Source organism: Vibrio penaeicida (assembly GCF_030689305.1).
GTDB classification, from domain to species: Bacteria; Pseudomonadota; Gammaproteobacteria; order Enterobacterales; family Vibrionaceae; genus Vibrio; species Vibrio penaeicida_B.
The window spans coordinates 196,606-214,976 of the sequence record NZ_JAUYVM010000008.1; the positions used below are offsets into that span (position 1 = coordinate 196,606).

At 45.9% G+C, this 18,371-nt stretch carries 13 protein-coding genes; 5 read left to right on the forward strand and 8 right to left on the reverse strand.

The window, feature by feature from the left end:
* Positions 1 to 95: 95 nt before the first annotated feature.
* The 3 genes from Q8W40_RS14725 to Q8W40_RS14735 all read left to right on the forward strand — a co-directional run bounded on the left by Q8W40_RS14725 (position 96) and on the right by Q8W40_RS14735 (position 4,076).
* Positions 96 to 734: a response regulator gene (locus Q8W40_RS14725; protein WP_305398239.1), complete on the forward strand. Its 639-nt coding sequence runs from the start codon at positions 96 to 98 to the stop codon at positions 732 to 734.
* A gap of 373 nt (positions 735 to 1,107) precedes the next feature.
* The gene (locus Q8W40_RS14730; protein WP_305398241.1) at positions 1,108 to 2,526 is read left to right on the forward strand and encodes a coniferyl aldehyde dehydrogenase; all 1,419 of its coding nucleotides are present in this window, start codon (positions 1,108 to 1,110) and stop codon (positions 2,524 to 2,526) included.
* Between the two features lie 23 nt (positions 2,527 to 2,549).
* On the forward strand, positions 2,550 to 4,076 hold the full coding sequence (locus Q8W40_RS14735; protein WP_305398243.1) for an AMP-binding protein: 1,527 nt from the start codon (positions 2,550 to 2,552) through the stop codon (positions 4,074 to 4,076).
* A 181-nt stretch (positions 4,077 to 4,257) separates the two neighbouring features.
* Here Q8W40_RS14735 and Q8W40_RS14740 read toward each other — a convergent pair whose 3' ends face one another.
* On the reverse strand, positions 4,258 to 5,349 hold the full coding sequence (locus Q8W40_RS14740; protein ID WP_305398244.1) for an AraC family transcriptional regulator: 1,092 nt from the start codon (positions 5,347 to 5,349) through the stop codon (positions 4,258 to 4,260).
* Between the two features lie 602 nt (positions 5,350 to 5,951).
* Between Q8W40_RS14740 and Q8W40_RS14745 the strand changes: the two genes are divergently transcribed.
* Both Q8W40_RS14745 and Q8W40_RS14750 read left to right on the forward strand, forming a co-directional pair.
* Positions 5,952 to 8,234: a lipoxygenase family protein gene (locus Q8W40_RS14745; protein WP_305398245.1), complete on the forward strand. Its 2,283-nt coding sequence runs from the start codon at positions 5,952 to 5,954 to the stop codon at positions 8,232 to 8,234.
* A gap of 13 nt (positions 8,235 to 8,247) precedes the next feature.
* Positions 8,248 to 8,595, forward strand: a complete 348-nt coding sequence (locus tag Q8W40_RS14750; RefSeq protein ID WP_305398246.1) for a hypothetical protein — start codon at positions 8,248 to 8,250, stop codon at positions 8,593 to 8,595.
* A 160-nt stretch (positions 8,596 to 8,755) separates the two neighbouring features.
* On the opposite strand, the gene Q8W40_RS14755 is transcribed toward Q8W40_RS14750, so the two are convergent.
* Genes Q8W40_RS14755 through Q8W40_RS14785 form a run of 7 tightly spaced genes read right to left on the reverse strand, consistent with a single transcriptional unit; the run spans position 8,756 to position 18,311 of the window.
* Positions 8,756 to 11,428, reverse strand: a complete 2,673-nt coding sequence (locus Q8W40_RS14755; protein ID WP_305398247.1) for an ATP-binding protein — start codon at positions 11,426 to 11,428, stop codon at positions 8,756 to 8,758.
* A gap of 5 nt (positions 11,429 to 11,433) precedes the next feature.
* Complete coding sequence (locus Q8W40_RS14760) at positions 11,434 to 12,468, reverse strand: amino acid ABC transporter substrate-binding protein (RefSeq protein ID WP_305398248.1); 1,035 nt, start codon at positions 12,466 to 12,468, stop codon at positions 11,434 to 11,436.
* A 46-nt stretch (positions 12,469 to 12,514) separates the two neighbouring features.
* On the reverse strand, positions 12,515 to 14,149 hold the full coding sequence (locus Q8W40_RS14765; RefSeq protein ID WP_305398250.1) for a Na/Pi cotransporter family protein: 1,635 nt from the start codon (positions 14,147 to 14,149) through the stop codon (positions 12,515 to 12,517).
* 18 nt (positions 14,150 to 14,167) lie between these two features.
* The gene (locus tag Q8W40_RS14770) at positions 14,168 to 14,908 is read right to left on the reverse strand and encodes an amino acid ABC transporter ATP-binding protein (RefSeq protein ID WP_126606675.1); all 741 of its coding nucleotides are present in this window, start codon (positions 14,906 to 14,908) and stop codon (positions 14,168 to 14,170) included.
* An 11-nt stretch (positions 14,909 to 14,919) separates the two neighbouring features.
* Positions 14,920 to 16,050, reverse strand: coding sequence for an amino acid ABC transporter permease (locus Q8W40_RS14775; RefSeq protein WP_305398252.1), 1,131 nt, complete (start codon positions 16,048 to 16,050; stop codon positions 14,920 to 14,922).
* 12 nt (positions 16,051 to 16,062) lie between these two features.
* Positions 16,063 to 17,232 (reverse strand): amino acid ABC transporter permease, encoded by a 1,170-nt coding sequence (locus Q8W40_RS14780; protein ID WP_305398254.1) that lies wholly within the window; start codon positions 17,230 to 17,232, stop codon positions 16,063 to 16,065.
* A gap of 59 nt (positions 17,233 to 17,291) precedes the next feature.
* Positions 17,292 to 18,311 carry an amino acid ABC transporter substrate-binding protein gene (locus Q8W40_RS14785; RefSeq protein ID WP_305398256.1) on the reverse strand — a complete coding sequence of 340 codons (1,020 nt, stop codon included), beginning with the start codon at positions 18,309 to 18,311 and terminating at the stop codon, positions 17,292 to 17,294.
* Positions 18,312 to 18,371 lie beyond the last annotated feature (60 nt).

An 18,371-nucleotide genomic window follows, 5' to 3' on the forward strand; every position in this document is an offset into this window, starting at 1 on the left:
TACTTAGTTATAAGCCTTTCGTTTTGCCAAGTTGGTCATTGCGTAACCTAAGGCTTCTGTGCATCCTTTCTATTCACCCAACTCAAGGAAGTAGCATGTTAAACATACTGATTGCGGATGATCATGCGTTAGTTCGAAAGGGAGTTATCGCAGCACTTTCAGAGCATGTGAGCTCAGTTAACTGCGAAGAGTGCACGTGTATTGCCGACGTAATGACAAAGCTATCCGGTGGTGATGCAGATTTGGTTTTACTGGATATTTGCCTTCCAGATGCCGATGGGTTTTCAGGGTTGAGATCCATTAAATCTTCCTACCCTTCCGTCCCCGTCGCCATACTTTCTGCCAGAGACGACGAGCAATCCGTTCGGGGTGCATTGGATGCAGGAGCTGATGGATATATACCCAAAGCCAGTTCAACTCAGGTCATGTTGAGTGCTATCCAGTTAATTTTAGAGGGAGAAGTCTATCTCCCTTCATTGCTCCTACAAGCAACACAATCTCAAACCGATGGGTTGTCAAACAGTTCCTCGAATGCGCGCTCAGCTTCCGGTCTGACAAAAAGGCAGCAAGAAGTTCTTCAACTTATTGAGAAGGGATACTCAAACAAAGAAATTGCCCGCGAAATTTTCTGCACAGAAGGAACAGTAAAAGCACACGTCACTGCCATTTTTAAACTGCTAGGCGTGAATAGCCGAGTCAAAGCCGTGATTGCAGCCAAAGCCATTCAAGAGTAACCCGCCCGCGAGGGGTCAAACACAAGGTGACCTCTCCATACCCTTATACCCTTAGCCTCATATCCCCTAGACCTTAAGAGATAATCTTTTGGCACGAATTCATAACACTCCCAATCAGGCAGTAAGAGATACTGTTCATCATTAACGAGCGCCAATTTACCGCTGTCATTACGTTGTTTTTATTTCGGTTTTCAAGCGAATACACCGATGCAAACCGTAAGGTTAATGATCGTCGGTTGAGTAAATCCTTCATTTTTAGGCTTGTACTTCTGCCTATTCATTATGCGCTCCAAGGATTCAGGACATTCAACTAGGTGAGAACTGTATTGGCTTTTTGTACAGCGGCTCTCGCTAAGGCATTAGGAGCAATGAGATGAAAAACGAGCCAATCGACTTACAGCTAAGCGTTCACTATTTACGGTTAACGAGCGCTTTCAACGCTAACCCTTTTCCCAGCTACGACGCTCGTATTGAAAAGCTGAAATCGCTCAAGCACACCATTTTGCGCAACCAAGACTGCCTGCTAAAAGCATTAAGTCAGGATTTTGGCTACAGAAGTGATTATGAAAGTATTGTTGGTGATATTTATACGACCGTTTCAGCCATTAATTACACGCTAAAACACCTGAAAAGCTGGATGAAGCCTAATCGCCTTAAAATCGGTATACAACATCAACCTGCTCACTCAAGTGTGGTGTACCAGCCTCTTGGAGTAGTGGGCATAATCGCCCCCTGGAATTACCCGATCAACTTGGCACTGACCCCTTTAACCGCCGCTATCGCTGCGGGTAACCGAGTGATGTTAAAAGCCTCTGAACATACACCAAAAACAAACCAGCAACTAAAACGAATCTTGTCGGAAGTCTTCGAGGCAGACCAAGTCACCTTCATCCAAGGCGGTGCAGAAACGGCCATCGAGTTTACTAAGCTAAAGTTTGATCATATTTTTTTCACAGGCTCAACGGCAGTGGGCAGAGAAGTGATGCGTGCCGCAGCCGACAACTTGGTTCCATGCACATTGGAATTAGGCGGGAAATCGCCGGTAATCATCGACCAGAATGTGGATATTCCGAAAGCGGTAACTCGCTTCATTTTTGGAAAAACATTCAACGCAGGGCAAACGTGCGTGGCTCCCGATTATGTGTTTTGCCCCACCAGCAAAATTAAACAACTGGTTGAAGCGGTTTCGAACCAATATAAAGAAATGTACACGGAAGAATCTGAAAACATCGATTCCACCCATGTCATTAATCAAAATCAATTTGACCGCCTTTCCGAACTGGTGGAAGACGCAGTAGCAAAAGGCGCAAAAACTCATACCATTTCTCCGCTTTCCACACGAGACCAAAATACCTTTTTCCCACTCACGCTGATTACTGATTGCCAACCGGATATGCGTGTAATGCAAGAGGAGATATTTGGTCCCATTCTGCCCATTGTCGGGTACGAAAAAAAAGAAGAAGTCGCGCAGAGTATTTGCGCTGGCGATCGCCCTCTCGCCCTGTACCTCATCGGTGACGATAAAGACTTCCAAGAATACATACTCACCCACACCCATTCCGGCGGGGTGTGTATTAATGATGCCGCCTTCCATGTCACGGTGGAAGAGCTTCCATTTGGTGGTGTGGGTCAATCAGGATTTGGGAAATACCATGGACGGGAAGGTTTTCTTACCTTTTCGAATGCAAAAGCCATTTTAAAAAGAGGCGGGCATCTTTACCCGATGTCATTTTTGTTTCCGCCCTACGGCAACAAAATGCACGCACTTTTTTACAAGCTTTTTGTCCGCTAACGCGAAAAATAAGGTGAGATACTATGAACAGTAATGCGAATTTAGGGAAAATGATCGAGCTTACGTGTGCTCGTTTCGGCGACAGGGTCGCATTTGAATGCCAAGGAAAGGAAATCACCTTTAATCAAGTTGAACATCAGTCTAAGCAGCTCGCCATATGGTTTCAGCAACACCCAGAGTTGATACAAGGTGACCGTATTGCTATCCAACTGCCCAATGTACTGCATTATCCCATTGTGGCTTATGCCGCTTTACGTGCGGGGTTGGTCGTTGTAAACACCAACCCACTCTACACCTACCGAGAATTAAGCCACCAATTGGCGGATTCAGGCGCGAAAGCTTTGGTTGTGCTCGATGCAAACAACATCGATATTGAACAAATCAAGTTCGATACGAATGTCAGCATTTTTCTGCAAGCCAGCCCCGTTTTGAACGAGAATTCGCAAGTCACTCCCATTGATAGCGCCATAGACATGGCTTCTGGAGAACTGGCTCCCTACGATCCTTCCTACTCTGATATTTGCGTATTGCAATATACTGGCGGCACGACGGGTCAAGCAAAAGGGGCGTGCTTAACTCACCATGGATTAGTCCAAAACATCCTTCAGTTAAGCCATCGACTGAATAAGCAGCTGAACGATAATGGAGAGATTTCCATTTGCCCATTACCTCTGTATCACATTTATGCTTTTGCCGTGAATATGCTTCTAATTTTCTCATACGGGGGTAGAAATGTGCTCATACCTAACCCTCGTGATATTGATTCGATGATCACAGCAATCGAACCTCACTCATTCACTATGTTCTCTGGGATCAACACGCTTTTCGTTGCCTTATGTCACCACCCAAAATTTAAGTCACTGAATTTTGATAGTTTAAAATTAACGCTTTCTGGTGGGGCCGCGCTGACGGAAAATGCTCGGAAAATGTGGTTGGACACGACAGGGAAAACCATATCAGAAGGTTATGGGATGTCTGAAACTTCGCCGGTCATCGCCCTCAATGAACCTGGAAATGAAGAATACGGCACCGTCGGATTGCCGCTTGTCGATACGAAAGTGGAAATCTGGGATCTCAACGAAAAGCCCTTAGAATCGGGAGAAGTCGGCGAAATAGTGATTAGCGGTCCGCAAGTTATGGAAGGGTATTGGAATCGTTCTCAGGAAACTGAAGAAGTCATTACCTCAAGCGGCTTTTTTAAAACGGGGGATCTTGGGCTCATTATGCCTTCTGGGGCAATCAAAATTGTCGACCGACTCAAAGACATGATTTTAGTGTCTGGTTTTAACGTCTACCCGACCGAAATTGAACAAGTGTTGTGCGACCACCCATCCATTATGGAAGCCGCCGTTGTCGGAGGGGAGGATCCGAAAACAGGCGAGGCGGTTCTAGCCTATATCACCGTGTCTAACCCGCTCACTATTGATGAAGTTGTCGCGCATTGTCGCGAGAATTTGACCGCCTACAAAGTCCCTAAAATGATACAAATTCTGCCAGAGCTACCAAAGTCGACCGTTGGGAAAATTCTAAGAAGAGAGCTTCGCCGATAGAACTGCCATTGTCGCTATAAAGCGCTCAACCTAACAAAGTCGACATCGTCATTAAGCAGGGCATTCCACTCTCTCGGAATGCCTGCTTTCTTTTTCTGCCAAAAAAATTCACACAGACTCGAATGCAACTTAACCCGAGGCGCATTTCACCAGTAAAGAATGAGGCAAGTTTGAGCGTTAATTAACCTTGCAGGCTGACATGAGAATGGCTGATATCGCTTTTTACATCAGTCGAACTTTCTATATCGCTGGAGCTTAGGTACCGAGCACGGTATTCACCTGGGGTACAATTCGTCCAACGCTTAAAGGCTCGATTGAAATTTGCCACACTAGAAAAACCCACTAGATAGCCAATTTCTCCCAAACTGAGATGGGGTTGCTTAATGTACTCCATTGCTATCCGCTTGCGTGTATTCTCTAAGATTTCTTTGTAGCTCGTGCCTTGTTCATTGAGCTTGCGCTGGAGATTTCGAAGGCTAATGCCCAGTTGTTTCGCGATATCATATTGAGATGGCGCACCTACAGAGAGGTGATCGGTAATGCTGTTGATGATGGTATAGGTTAGATTTTCTTTATCAACGCGAGATAAGAATTGATCAAGTACTTTCTTGTGAACTTGATTGAGCATAGGGTTACAGCCCAACGCGCGTTTTTTAGCTTCCTCAAGATCATAAACAATCGTATTTTTTTCAGCACCAAACTCCACTTCACAGCCAAAGTACTCTTCCAAATACTGAGTATTGTCAGGGCGTTCGTAAGCAAACGTCACCAACTTAACATCGGGTTCGTAACTGGCAATTTCGCGTGAAAACTGAACCAAAGTTGCCATGAATGTTTCGGTGGATACTCGGGACAACACGTTCCTGCCGCTATCGGGGTATTTATGAACGATAAGCTCCGAGACCATTTTGTTGTCGTGAGTATGAACTTGCATACTGCAACAGTTTGAAATGACACGCTTGTACTGCGCAATTCGCTCGAACGCATCAAGCAAACTATCGGAAGATATCATCGCGTAGCCCAAAGCATGAAACGTACTGGGATGAAAGTTTTTGGCAACTTGTGTGGGGAAGTAAAACCCGAGCGCTTGTTTGTTGCAGTGAATCAACAAATCTGAAAGTCGTTCAATGCCTATTCTAGCTTCAGGGTTATTAATGCAGGCTGGGTCTATATCAAATTGATCTAGAATGGCACTTGTTTGTAAATTGGCATCATTCATTGCCTTAGTGATGGGTATGAGCCACCCGCTCAGTGTTGAATAATACTCGTTCATAAAGCTAAACCACTCAAACCAGTCAGTTAACACAAATTTAACATAAAGCGTAAGTAATCGTAATGATACCAATAATGAGATTATGGGTATTATTCTTTGTGTTTCAATATTAAGACTTCTCGCCGCTCATTTGCCCGTTCCTGAGTGCCAACAGAGACTAAAAAAAGAAGGGCCTCATCACTGTTACGCTTCGTCCTCCCCTAACTCTATCGCTTATTTATCAGAACATTAGCGACTTATTCAACCACACCAACCCGCCTTTTTCCCTTCAACAGCAAGGCGTGCGCACAAAGACAATCATGTGGCAGGTAATGACAATTGAAACAATAAAAATACGATTAACATGACATCATGGGTTCATCATTTAGCGTTGATACTTTCCGCCTAAGATCATACCGTTTGTACAAGAAACGTACTTGTTGACTAGGTATTCTCAACATCAGATTGAGCTATGGAATAAATGAGTGAAGCCCGGAAAAACCGGAGAGAAACACGGCAAACGGATCACATTATCGTTCGTCGACATTTAACTATAGCCCCACATCATCAGCCTATGCTGAGCTGTGTTGCGGTAACTACACGACATGAATGCAGGTATGTTTATGAGTGACATCGAAAACAACAAGGCGTTTCTGGATTCGCCTGAATTTCATCAACTACAACAACAGATTGCAACCTATGAACGACTCAGGCAATCGGGGTTGCCTGAACAAGATGCGATGCAAAGAAGTTTACAATATGACACCCAAGAAAAATTAGATCCCATCGTGCTTCCAAACTGGGAAGATTGGGAGCGAATTTGCCCCAAAGACGCCGATCCAAACTGGCGGCCTCAAGCAGTAACGGGTTCCCGCATTAACGAATTACCTGAATTTCCATTTCCCGTTATTCCACAGCATGCGACTGAAGAACAAAAAGCCGCGCGTAAAAAGCAAATTGAGCAGGCTAAAAAAAACAACTGGCATGATTACAAACGTCTTCTTAATGTCCCTGTTCACGGAAACGTAGATTCAATAGAAGTGCGAAACAACACGCCGTGGACAGTGAGAGGAACAGAAGAAGAGCGAAATGCTCGCGCACAGGAATGGGACTTTGGGGTAAGCGATACCTGCCTAGCACGTGCCGATGATTGGGCACTGTTTGACGCGAGCGTACGGCACATCAGTAAAAACCTCGTACGAATTGCTTTAATAGGCGGTCCAGCCGTCATTAGCGGCCTCATACTTTTGCTTGGAAAACTGGTTGAATTGGTCATTACAGGGCAGGCAAAATTCGAAACCGTCGACCCAATTGTTCTAACGGTGCCCCCTGTAGCAGTCTGGTCTGCGGACGATTTAATGTTCTACCCTTACGACATTGATAGCGATACCGGTGCTCGTAAATACGACCCTCAATACCCTCGCCCACCGTGGCACGAAGACTTCTTTAACGATGATGTGATCGCACACCTTCAAATTGCACCTGAAACCCCAGTTTTTGATTACTTTCAGCCTCTCAAAGAGCCAATGAGTAACTTCCCGTTTACGGATGCAATGTTCAACAAAATCGAAGGGTTTAAAGACGACAACTTTGCTGATGCCATGAGTGAAGGGCGAGTATTTGTGACCGACTTTGGCGATTTTCATGACGAAGTCATGGCGCAATTCCAGCCCGATAGAACAGCAGACGACATCCCACAAACGGGGGGAAGGCTGTACCCCGCTATCGCGATGTTTGCGGTTCCGAAAGGAAGCAACAAACTGAAAACCATCGCAATACAACCCACTCAACGCCCACCTTTGAACGACTGGGAATGGTGGTGGTGGTACAACTTTGGATTTGGTAACGTCCCTCATCCACCATCAAAAATCATCACACCAGCCGATGATAAGTGGACATGGAGAATGGCGAAAAATACGTTTACCACCATGTATTCCATGTCCAATGTGATTGATCACTTATCAACCCATGTGTTTCTCTGGCCGGTATCCACCAGTTTTTATCGAACCATACCGGAAAGCCACCCACTATCAGCCTTGGTACTGCCACATTTATCATCGCTTTCTTTTAACAATTATCTAGGCGTATTTTTTGACCCTTCCACCAAAACGTCCAACCCTGACGGAACAGCCGTTTATGGCGATGGCTACGGCGGAACGTTAACGGGGGTGGTGAAAACCATCTCAGGCATCAGTAACAAGTCGTTTGTTCACGGCACCATAAGACGTTCTAAACACTATCACTTTACCCAACATGGTCAGCCATTTGATCGCAGAAAAAATGGGGAATTTGATGCTATCGGGGATTACCCACAACACGATGATGACATCGGACAGTGGCAAGCCATACGCGATTGGGTAGAAGGGTATATCCATCTCTACTACAACAGCGATAGCGATGTTGCTAACGATAATGAAGTGCAGGATTTTTTCGAAGACGCGTATGGCGCGGGTGTGAATGGATTCCCTGCTTCTGCCTCTACTAGACAAGAGCTGATCGACACCATCAGCCACCTTATTTACTGGATGTCGGTAAACCATGGGTTAGGTAATTTGTCAGGATTCCAGCCATTGGGCGCTCTTGGGTACTATTCACATCTCGCATTGGACCCAGGTGGTTACAGAACAAAAACCGACTGGTTACACGCTTGCCCTCGATTAAATGTCGGGATGGGGCTCTTTGAATTTGCTAGAAACTTCCTCGATGTACCGGTTCCTTGGCACCGAAGTTTTGGTAAATACCCACAAGGTAACTTTATGCATGATCCTCGTGTGTACACACATTTACACCAGTTCCAAAGTGAATGTAAAAATATCGATGACACGCTAAGAGCGAAAAACCGAAACAGACGTTGGGCATATGAGTTAAAACTCCCCTCCACGTTAACAGTAAGCCCTTGGAATTAATTGGAGAATCAATATGTTTAAAAACAACGTGAATCGCCGACAAATGATGAAACTTGTAGGCAAAACATCTGTGGCGGGTTATGCCTTAACGTCTATCAGCCTCAATGCTTCCACCAATCTTATATCCGCAAAAGGTGAAGACGAGGCAAGCTCTCCAGAAGCGTTCATTCAATCGATTCTCAGAAAGAAACTTGGGAAGCTTGATGAAGTGACAGAGGAAGAAATCACGTTTTTCGCGAAGCAATATGTGGCGTTCCATGGGGAAGATTTCAATTATAAGAAACAGTTGGAGTCCCCTATAGATGAGCTCATGTTAATGAAGGAGTTTGTGCAAAGTGTTAAGTATCGACCAATCGCGTAAACAGCGCTTACTTCACTAAGCTTTGCCAATCGCCCTTCGTGTTTGTTGTCACCGAGGGCGATTGTTTTACTCATACAAAACGTATAGCTCGACTCTCGTTAGCCTCAGAAATGAAACCGATATGAGGAGCTGTTAACTCTCTGTATCTAAATCCCTGTATTTAACTCTCAGTATTTAGATCTCGCCAGATATGCCGTAATAGAGCGCCTAACTTCCCAGCACTGACTGGCTTGGTAAGAAAATGGGCACCAATAGATTCTGCATTCACTCGAACTTCTGGGCTAGAATCTCCAGAAATCACCACACTGGAAAATTCAGGTCGATTGGTTTTACGTTTCAGTTCCGCCACCACATCCAGAGCAGAATACCCATCGTCTAGGTGAAAATCGGATATCAGGATAAAAGGTTCGGCATTCGAGAACTCAAAGCATTCAACATCTGAATAGTATTTAAATTCATGAACTTCGCATCCCCAGCGCTCCAGTAGTTGCCTAGTGGTATTCAATACTTGAGGGTCGTTCTCCACAAGCAAAACGGGTAAACCGTCCATTTTTCTGGTTGGATAACTTTCCTGATCGTGTTGAATTCTGGGGGCATCGTGTTTGCCTCTTGGTAATGCGACGGAAAAACCCGTTCCGCGCTCAGACGAATAGACGTGTATGTCCCCTTCCATCAGTTTTGCGAGCTGCATCGTGATGGCGAGCCCTAAACCAAGACCCGACTTGCCCTCTGTCTGAGTTTTTTTGCCTTGGTAAAACTCTTTGAATATTTTCTGTTGTTCATGCGACGGAATACCCGGTCCGTTATCCCAAATTTGTATCTGAATCTGCTCCGTTCTATTTCTTACTCCTAACAGGATTTTCCCCTGTTCAGAATAGCGCACAGCATTGGACAATAGGTTACGTACGATTCGCTCCACCATCGCGAGATCCGCAAATACATGCGCAGAAGTGGGCACATAACGGAGCATCGATTCTGGTTTATCCAAACCATGCCGATACTCTTGAGCAAGACGAGCGAGCATTCCATCCAAAGCGAAGTGTTCTAATCTTGGTGTGATGGCTCCGGCTTCTAGCCGCGAGAAATCCAGAATGTCTGTAAAGAGCTGATTCATACTTTGATGTGCAAAATACACATCTTTTAGCCGCTCAAAATATGGGGTGTGTCGAGCGTCTTCTATAAGCGGTTCCAATAGCAGCCCCATCGCGTGTAATGGCTGCCGGAGATCGTGGCTAGCAGACGCTAGGAATTGGGATTTCGCTCGATCTGCGGATTCGGCTTTCTCCATCGCACATATCAGTGCACTCTCCGCCACTTTTCGGTGAGTGATGTCCGTATGCACACCTACGGTTCCACCTTGCTCTGTTCTGCGCTCAATGATGGAAATCCACGTACCGCTGCTCAACTCCAAATCCAAACTTTGTATTTGGTTGTCTCTCAGTGCCAACCTTTTTTCGAGGTAATTTTCCGGTTGAGAGACCTTATTGTAACGAGATAACCACAGTAATAAATCGGTAAAATCTCGCTCTTCCATATCCCAAGTTTCAGGAAAGCCATACAATTCCCGATACCGAGCGTTGCACAACACCAACTTGTCTCTCTCGTCATATAAAACAAAACCTTCTGTAATGCTCTCTATCGCATCCAATAACTGATTCTGAGCTTGGCTTGCTGCATTTCTTGCTTGTTTTAATTGGTACTCTCTGTCTTGAATCGTATCGACAAAAAACTTCAACGTACCTGCCATGTCCGTAATTTCGTCATTGCCTTCTAGAGGTATACGCACCAGCGTACCTTTTGCGTGCGCATCCATGCTGGTTTTGAGGGATTGTATTCGGCTGATCACAGAACGATCGATATAGAGGAAAATCCCCACACCCGCCACTACGCAGACAATGGCGGCTAATACCAATTGAATGGTTCTCTGTTTTGTTTCTTCAACAATATCTTGATTCTGACGCATGACCTTTTGTTCTATCTGGTCAATGATCACCGTGGTAACAGACAGGAACCGGCTCACGCTTTGTCTGTGTTGGGAAAACACGCCATCTAATTCCGATTGCACTTGAAACTTCTTTTGGTTCAAAGCAAATAGGCCGCTGGCACCTTCAGCAAGTTCAACCATTTTAGTAAGTGCTTGTTTGTGTTTTGATCTTTCCCCTTTTTCAAACAGGTCCAATTCAGATTCCAGAGTCTGCTCCAGCACATCAAATTCTTTTTGATACCGCCGTAACAAGACCGGATGCTCAACTCCACTCAATTGATTCAACAAGATCGACATGTTGGCGAATGTGAGATACCAGTTTGAATGAAATATTTGCCTAGATTCTGTGGCGACAATGTGGTGTTTTTGAGTAAAATCCGACTGCAACTGATTGATTTGATATAGGGTGTGTCGCCAGCTATTGTCCCATTCTATTCGCTTTGACACCAAGCGACTCAATTCACTAAAGCTGTCAGATAAATCGGACCGGTAGCCATTCAAACGCTCTGCTTGTTCACTGTTTACAGCATTGTTGGACAGTAGCGTGATGGCATTGCCCAGCAATGAGTCCTGATCCCGGACTTGAAACATCACAGACTCATTAGCCTGTTGGGAGCGCGCCGTCATCATCGAGGGCGCAAAAGACATCAACGACGCATTAAATTGCCTTAAATCCGACGCCGCTATGATCGCTTTAACCCCATCGACTGCAACATCATTAAAGCGCTTTTGAAATCCATTGTAGGCGTTAATGGCCATGATGCTCACCAGCACTGCCAGCAACACCAGTACCCCAAGTGACAGGAACATGCGAACTGAAATTCCGTAACGAGAACGATCAAACTTCATATTAACTACCGAAAAGGCGCAGGTTGATGTAAACCACCGTTAATCCAAAGTTCATTCACTCCCCGATCTATCCCTTCAATAGACGCCTCGCTTAGGTTCTGGCTATACAATTCTTCATAATTGCCGACATCTCTAATAATTCTGAAAGCCCATTTGGCATCCAAGCCTAGGCTGCCTAGCCATACATCAGGTGTATTCAGTAGTCGCTTCGCTTCTGGGCTGAGCTTGGTACCCGCGTTAGTAACATTTTGGCTACTCAACCCTAAGTACTCAGCAAGAATAGGAACTTGGCTGCTCCAACGCACCACATCAAACCAATTGGGATCGTCGTCTCTCACATAGGGTCCGAGCGGCTCACGGGAAATCACATCACTCAGTAAATGATAGCCATTAGGATCATCAAGCAACCCCGTTAAACCACCGAGCAAATCGGTGACTTCGGAGGTCATTAGCTGGCAACGGCTGCGTAAAAACGCATGCCATCGCCCGGCTTGACTCTCGGTTTCAAGTATTTCGAAGGGTAAGTTGTTCTGTTGGATATAGTCTTTAATGTTTTCAAGTGATGTGGTTCCTTTGGTTACGCACACCGTCGCTTTATCCAATTCTGCCGCCCGAACGATTGCTACCGTTTTCTTCCCATTAACGTATTTATTGATGAGCAGCCTCTGTTCGTCATACAAGGTCACCCCTGTAAAACTCAGACCCAAACTCACATCGCGCTGAAATGTCCATGTCGCTGTGCGAATAATCACATCCACTTCTTTGTTTGCTAATGCCTTAAATCGTCCTTGGCTATCCAAGGGGATGTATTGAACGGCTTCAACATCCTTAAGAACGGCGGCAGCGATCGCTCGGCAGAAATCAACATCAAACCCTTTCCATTTCCCATCTCGGCTTCGCGTTGCAAAACCGAAATCGTCAATCCCGACCCCGCAACGTAAATAGCCCCTCTCTTGAACAGCTTGAAGCGTCTCTCCTCCCCACCCCCGTTCCGCTTGAAATAGGACAACAATCAAAATGCCCAACACGATTTTTTTCATGCACATTCCTTTCTGCAATGATACTTTTTGGTTAGGGTCTGTTGCTCTAGACCATTCCCTCAAAAGGCTTTTTCTCTTCAAAGGATAGCAACATTGGCTTCACAACGGACAAAATTTGAGCATCGATGTAACAAAGATCGCGAATCAAATCCATGTGATACGCGCTGGTCTCTAAGCTTTCAATTTTGCCCGCTTTGATACGCCGAATATGTTCTCGAACACCCTCTTCTTCCATTTCGTGAATTTGCTTGCGTTCGTGGTAAATTTGCTTCGCCATCGCCTGATCATTGGTGATAAACGTGCCAAGCATTAACTTTAGTCGCCGATGAACGTGTTTGTGTATCGACAACAACTCCTCTTCACCTCCTGATGAGAAATGCTTATTTTGGTTGGCTTTGGTGGCTAATATTGTTGCCATACTCTCAGTAAGATCACCGATGTGCTCCAATTTCGTTGAGAACACGAGGATTTCCGTAACACGTTTGCTTTCAAATTTATCCAACTCCGTCCTACTGACGGCTGAGAGGAAATGGCGAATTTTTTCATGCAATTCGTCAATACTATTATCGAGCGCACCTATTCGTTCTGCTGTTTTCAAGTCATTGTTCACAATCGCGTCGCGAGTAAGGAGTAACATTTTGTCGACCACATCGCCCATTCTCATGGTTTCTCTTAATGCAGCGGCAAGCGCCGTTTTCGGATCGCCAATGTAATCGCTGTCTAAATGCCGCGCATCGTCAGAAACTGGCTGTTTCGAGTTTGAAGCTAAAATAGTGGACATAAAATCGGCGACAGGATGAATAAAGCCAATAAAGAACAAAGCGATAGCGATGTTAAACATCATGTGAAAATGGACCAGCTGACGTGAATCCGAACTGTCTATGTAGCGCATTAACTCAGGTAGGTACGCCAAAAAGGGGCTTACCACCAACACACCGGAAAGCTTAAACAATCCATTCCCAATAGGGACACGCCGAGCGATAGGCGCGTCATTCAATGTCGCCATGATAGGAGGTAACGCACTGCCAAGGTTCGCCCCTAAAATCATGGCAAAGGCTAATTCCAAGGGTAAAACTTGGTTGGAGACCATTGAAACAATCAGTAGAACAACCGCTAAACTGGAATGAAGCAGCCAAGTCAGCAGTGCCGCCAAAATAATGCCCAACCCAATTTCGCTTTCAAGTGCGCCAATGAGATGAACTAATAAAGAGGATTCATTTAAAAACGCGGACAACTCTACAAGAATTTTCAGCGATAAGAGCATGAGCCCCAACCCAAACAGCGCGTAGCCAGAGCTTTGCACGACAAACGCCTTGCCATGCTTACGAAGTAAATGCCCCAAAATCATCAGGAAAGGGGATATCCAACTGGCATCAAAAGTAAGCACCTGTGCCACCAATGTCGTGCCGACATCTGCCCCCAGCATAACGGCCAATGCTGGTGCGGTGCTGATCAACCCACGAGCAGAAAAGGAGGCCACCATTAACCCTGTTGCTGTGCTGCTTTGCAACAAAGTGGTGACCCCTGCCCCTACAAGCAAAGCGGAAAATCGATTGGCAACACTCATGCCTATGGCGACTTTCAAGTCATGACCAAACGCCTGAGTGATGCCTTTTCGTACCATATTCATCCCCCACAAAAGCAGGACTATCGCCCCGAACAGAGATAATAAAGTTTGCATAATGACCTTTACTTGGAATTAGTGAGAGAGTATTTGACTCAAAAACGATCGTGTTCTGTCGACTCTCGGATGATTAAAGAAATTCTCAGGATCGTTCTCTTCCACGATCTCCCCTCCGTCCATAAAAATCACTCGGTCAGCCACTTCTTTGGCAAACCCCATTTCATGCGTTACGCACACCATTGTCATGCCTTCTTCTGCGAGCTCGACCATTACATCCAGCACCTCTTTGATCATCTCTGGATCAAGCGCAGAGGTGGGCTCATCGAACAGCATGACTTTGGGGTTCATGCATAATGAGCGAGCAATCGCCACGCGTTGTTGCTGACCGCCCGATAACTGACCTGGGTATTTGTGGCTATGCTCTGCGATGTTGACCCGCTTAAGGAAATTCAACGCCATCACCTCCGCTTCTGCTTTTGGCATGCTGCGTACAAGCATCGGAGCGAGCGTTAAGTTCTCTAAAATGGTCATATGAGGGAACAAATTAAAATGCTGGAAGACCATTCCTACATCGCTGCGTACATTCTCTATATTTTTGAGTGAATGATTCAGCTCTACCCCTTCAACGTGTATTTCCCCTTCTTGGTGCTCCTCCAAGCGGTTTAAACAGCGTATTAGCGTCGATTTACCTGAACCAGAAGGTCCGCATAAAACGATTTTCTCGCCTTTTCTCACTTCAAAATCGATGTTTCTTAGTACGTGAAATTGGTCGTACCATTTATTCAACCCTTTCACTTCAATCATGACTTCACTCATTTTCTTTCCTTTTAATGATGAGATTTCGCACCCTGTTCTTCTAAATGCTTGCCATAGCGACTCATGGAGTAGCAAATTACCCAATACACGAACGCCCCAAACACGTAAGACTCTGCTTCAAAGCCAAGCCAATCTGCGTCTTGCGTTGTTGATTTCAGCATCCCCAGTAAGTCCAATAGACCCACAATAAGAACCAAAGAGGTGTCTTTAAAAAGCGCAATACAGCGACCAATGAGTGGGGGTAAAACATGGCGTAGCGCTTGTGGGATCACGATGTAAAACATGGTCCACCGATAATTCAGCCCCAGTGCTTTTGCCGCATCAAACTGCCCGTTGGGTATCGCCTGAAGCCCACCCCGAATGACTTCTGCTATGTAAGCGGATGAAAACAAAATGATGCCTACTTGAATTCTAAGCAGGTTATTGATGTCCATGCCTTCGGGCAAAAAGAGAGGCAACATAACGGATGCCATAAACAGGATGGTGATCAGTGGCACGCCGCGAATCGTCTCTATTGAGGTGACACACCAAATTCTGAGTAGAGGAACGTTAGAAAAACGACCAAGTGCCAACAGAATGCCTAGCGGCACTGAGATAATGATGCCCACACACGCCAGTAGAAGGCTGAGCATTAATCCCCCCCAGCGAGATTGATCCACTTCCGGCAGCCCTAACGATCCTCCGCCAATTAACCAGTAGGCGACGAACGGCAGTACCAGCCACAGCGACACCATTCGCAACCCTTTCACTTTTTGCGTAATGGTCAGCCCTATCACCCCAAACAGTAGGAGTAGAGACAGCGTGGGCCGCCATACCTCTTCGGGCGGATAAATCCCAACCATTAATATGCGAAAATTCGCAGCCACAAATGCCCAGCACGCTCCCGCACCTTCTACACGGCACTCTTGCGCACTGCCCTGCCATACACTGTCGATGAACGCCCAGCTAATGAATGGGGGAAGTCCCCACATCAGGATGGTAATGGATAGTAAGGTCAACAAGCTGTTGTACCACCCATCAAACAAATTTTTATGTATCCAATGAACAATCCCTGTCACTTGAACGGGCGGTGTCATAGGTGGTTGAGGGATGAACTCTATCGGCTCGCTGTTCACAATGGATCTTTCTATTACCGTCGTCATTGCTCGCTCCTTCTAGCGCTCGACCAGTTGAACTTTCGAGTTCAATACATTCATTAACCAGGAAATCACAAGGTTGATTGCCATATAAACCGCCATCCACATCGCGATGATCTCAATCGCTTGGCCGTTTTGACCTATGATGGTTCCGCCAATGGACACCATGTCTGGATACCCAATAGCAACGGCTAATGAGCTGTTCTTAACCAAACTTGCGTAGTCGTTGGTTGTCGCAGGGATCGTGACCCTAAGCGCCTGAGGAAGGAGGACCCGAGTGGTGATGTAAGATGATTTAAGCCCGAGCGCTTGTGCCGCTTCTATCTGTCCTTTATCAACCGACTGCAATCCACTGCGCACGTTTTCTCCAATAAATGCTGCGGTGTACAGTACAAGCCCAACAAGCAGAGCAAGAAACTCGGGGCGTAGAGATATACCTCCCGCGAAGTTGAACCCTTGCTGCACGGGAATATCCCACGTAATGGGGTTACCTAGCATCAAGTACGTTAGCGTAGGCAACACGATGACAATACTTAATGCCAACCGACCTGTTGGCAACGAATGCCCCGTTCTTTCACTGTAGTTTTTTCCCCATCTCAGCAAAATCCCGAACAAAACCAATGACACAATCAAAGAAAAAACCAGAACTGAGAAGCCGTCACCAGCCATGGGTTTGGGGAGATAAAGCCCACGTACGTTTAGGCGTATATGTTCAGAAATTTCAATACTTTCTCGCACATGCGGTAGGCTCGCTAGCACAACGGTATACACAAAAATAAGTATCAGAAGCAGTGGTACATTCCGAAGTGACTCCACATAAACAGAAGCAAGCTTTTTAACGATGTAGTTTTTGCTCACCCGACATACCCCAACGAATACGCCCAATATCGTGGATAACACAATGGCAATGAACGACACATACACCGTATTCACTACACCATTAACAAATGCCCACCCATAGCTATCAGTAGGAAAATAAACCAATAGCGAATCGCCAATAGGCAACCCTGCTTCTTGATTCAAAAATTCGAAACCAGACTCAATCCCCCTTGCTTGAAGGTTCGATTGAGTATTTTGAAAAATTAAAAAAGCGAGCCAGAAAAGTGTTCCGAGCACCAACACCTGAGCGCTCAGCTTCACAAAATGAGATTCACTGGCTTTTAACCGACTTATTGTTGAAATAGCCACACATTTTCCCTCAATAGGTGGCTTGGTTTAACATCGACATAAACCAAGCCATGTCAGTGTTAACGGATCGGGTAAGCGTACATAAGACCGCCATTGACCCACATTGAATTGACGCCTCGCTCTAACCCTAGCGGCGTGTTCTTTCCTAAGTTGCGTTCAAAGATTTCTTCGTAGTTTCCGACCGCCAGCAACGAACGTTTCAACCACTCAGGATCGAGGCTGAGTGCTTTACCCATATTCCCCGAAGCCCCTAACATTCTTTGCACGCTAGGATCCTTGGATATTTTGGCCTGCTCGCTCACGTTACTTTGAGTGATGCCTTTTTCTTCAGCTTGCATTAACCCATTGATGACCCAAGTGACGAGATCTTTCCATTGGTTATCACCATGGCGAACCAGAGGCGCGAGTGGCTCTTTGGAAATGAGGTGATCGAGAATAACGTGCTTAGAGGAGTCTGGTAGCGTTGAACGCCACGACGCCAGTTGGCTCACATCGGTCGTAAAGGCATCACACCGGCCGGACTTGTACGCATTGAAGGCTTCTTTTTTACCCTCAAAAACCACCGCTTCTAGCTTGATGCTATTAGCTCGTGCAAAATCGGTTAGGTTGAGTTCTGTGGTTGTGCCAGTCGTCACACACACTGACGCCCCATTAAGTTGCAAGGCGTGCTTGATGCCAAGCTGTTTATTCACCATAAAACCTTGGCCGTCGTAATACACAACTTTGGTAAAATCGACGCCCTCTTTGGTGTCGCGTTTCATTGTCCATGTGGTGGTTCTTGAGGTCATGTCGACCTGACCAGAAGCCAATGCGACAATTTTCTGCTTGGACGCCAGCGGGACAAATTTCACTTTTTCCGCGTCACCGAGCACCGCGGCAGCGACTGCACGGCAAATATCCACATCCAGCCCTATCCATCGTCCACTGCTATCGGGGTTGGAAAACCCAGGTGTACCTTCACTGACTCCGCATGCCAGTTCGCCTTTCTTTCTAATATCGTCGATTGTTCCAGCGTGAACAAAACCCGATCCGAGTACTGCTAGAGTGGCTAATGCACCCCATACCTTCCTTGTCACCATAAATCCTCCATTCGTGTTCATGGCATACAGGGGACTTACCCTGTTTATCCAGTGTATGGA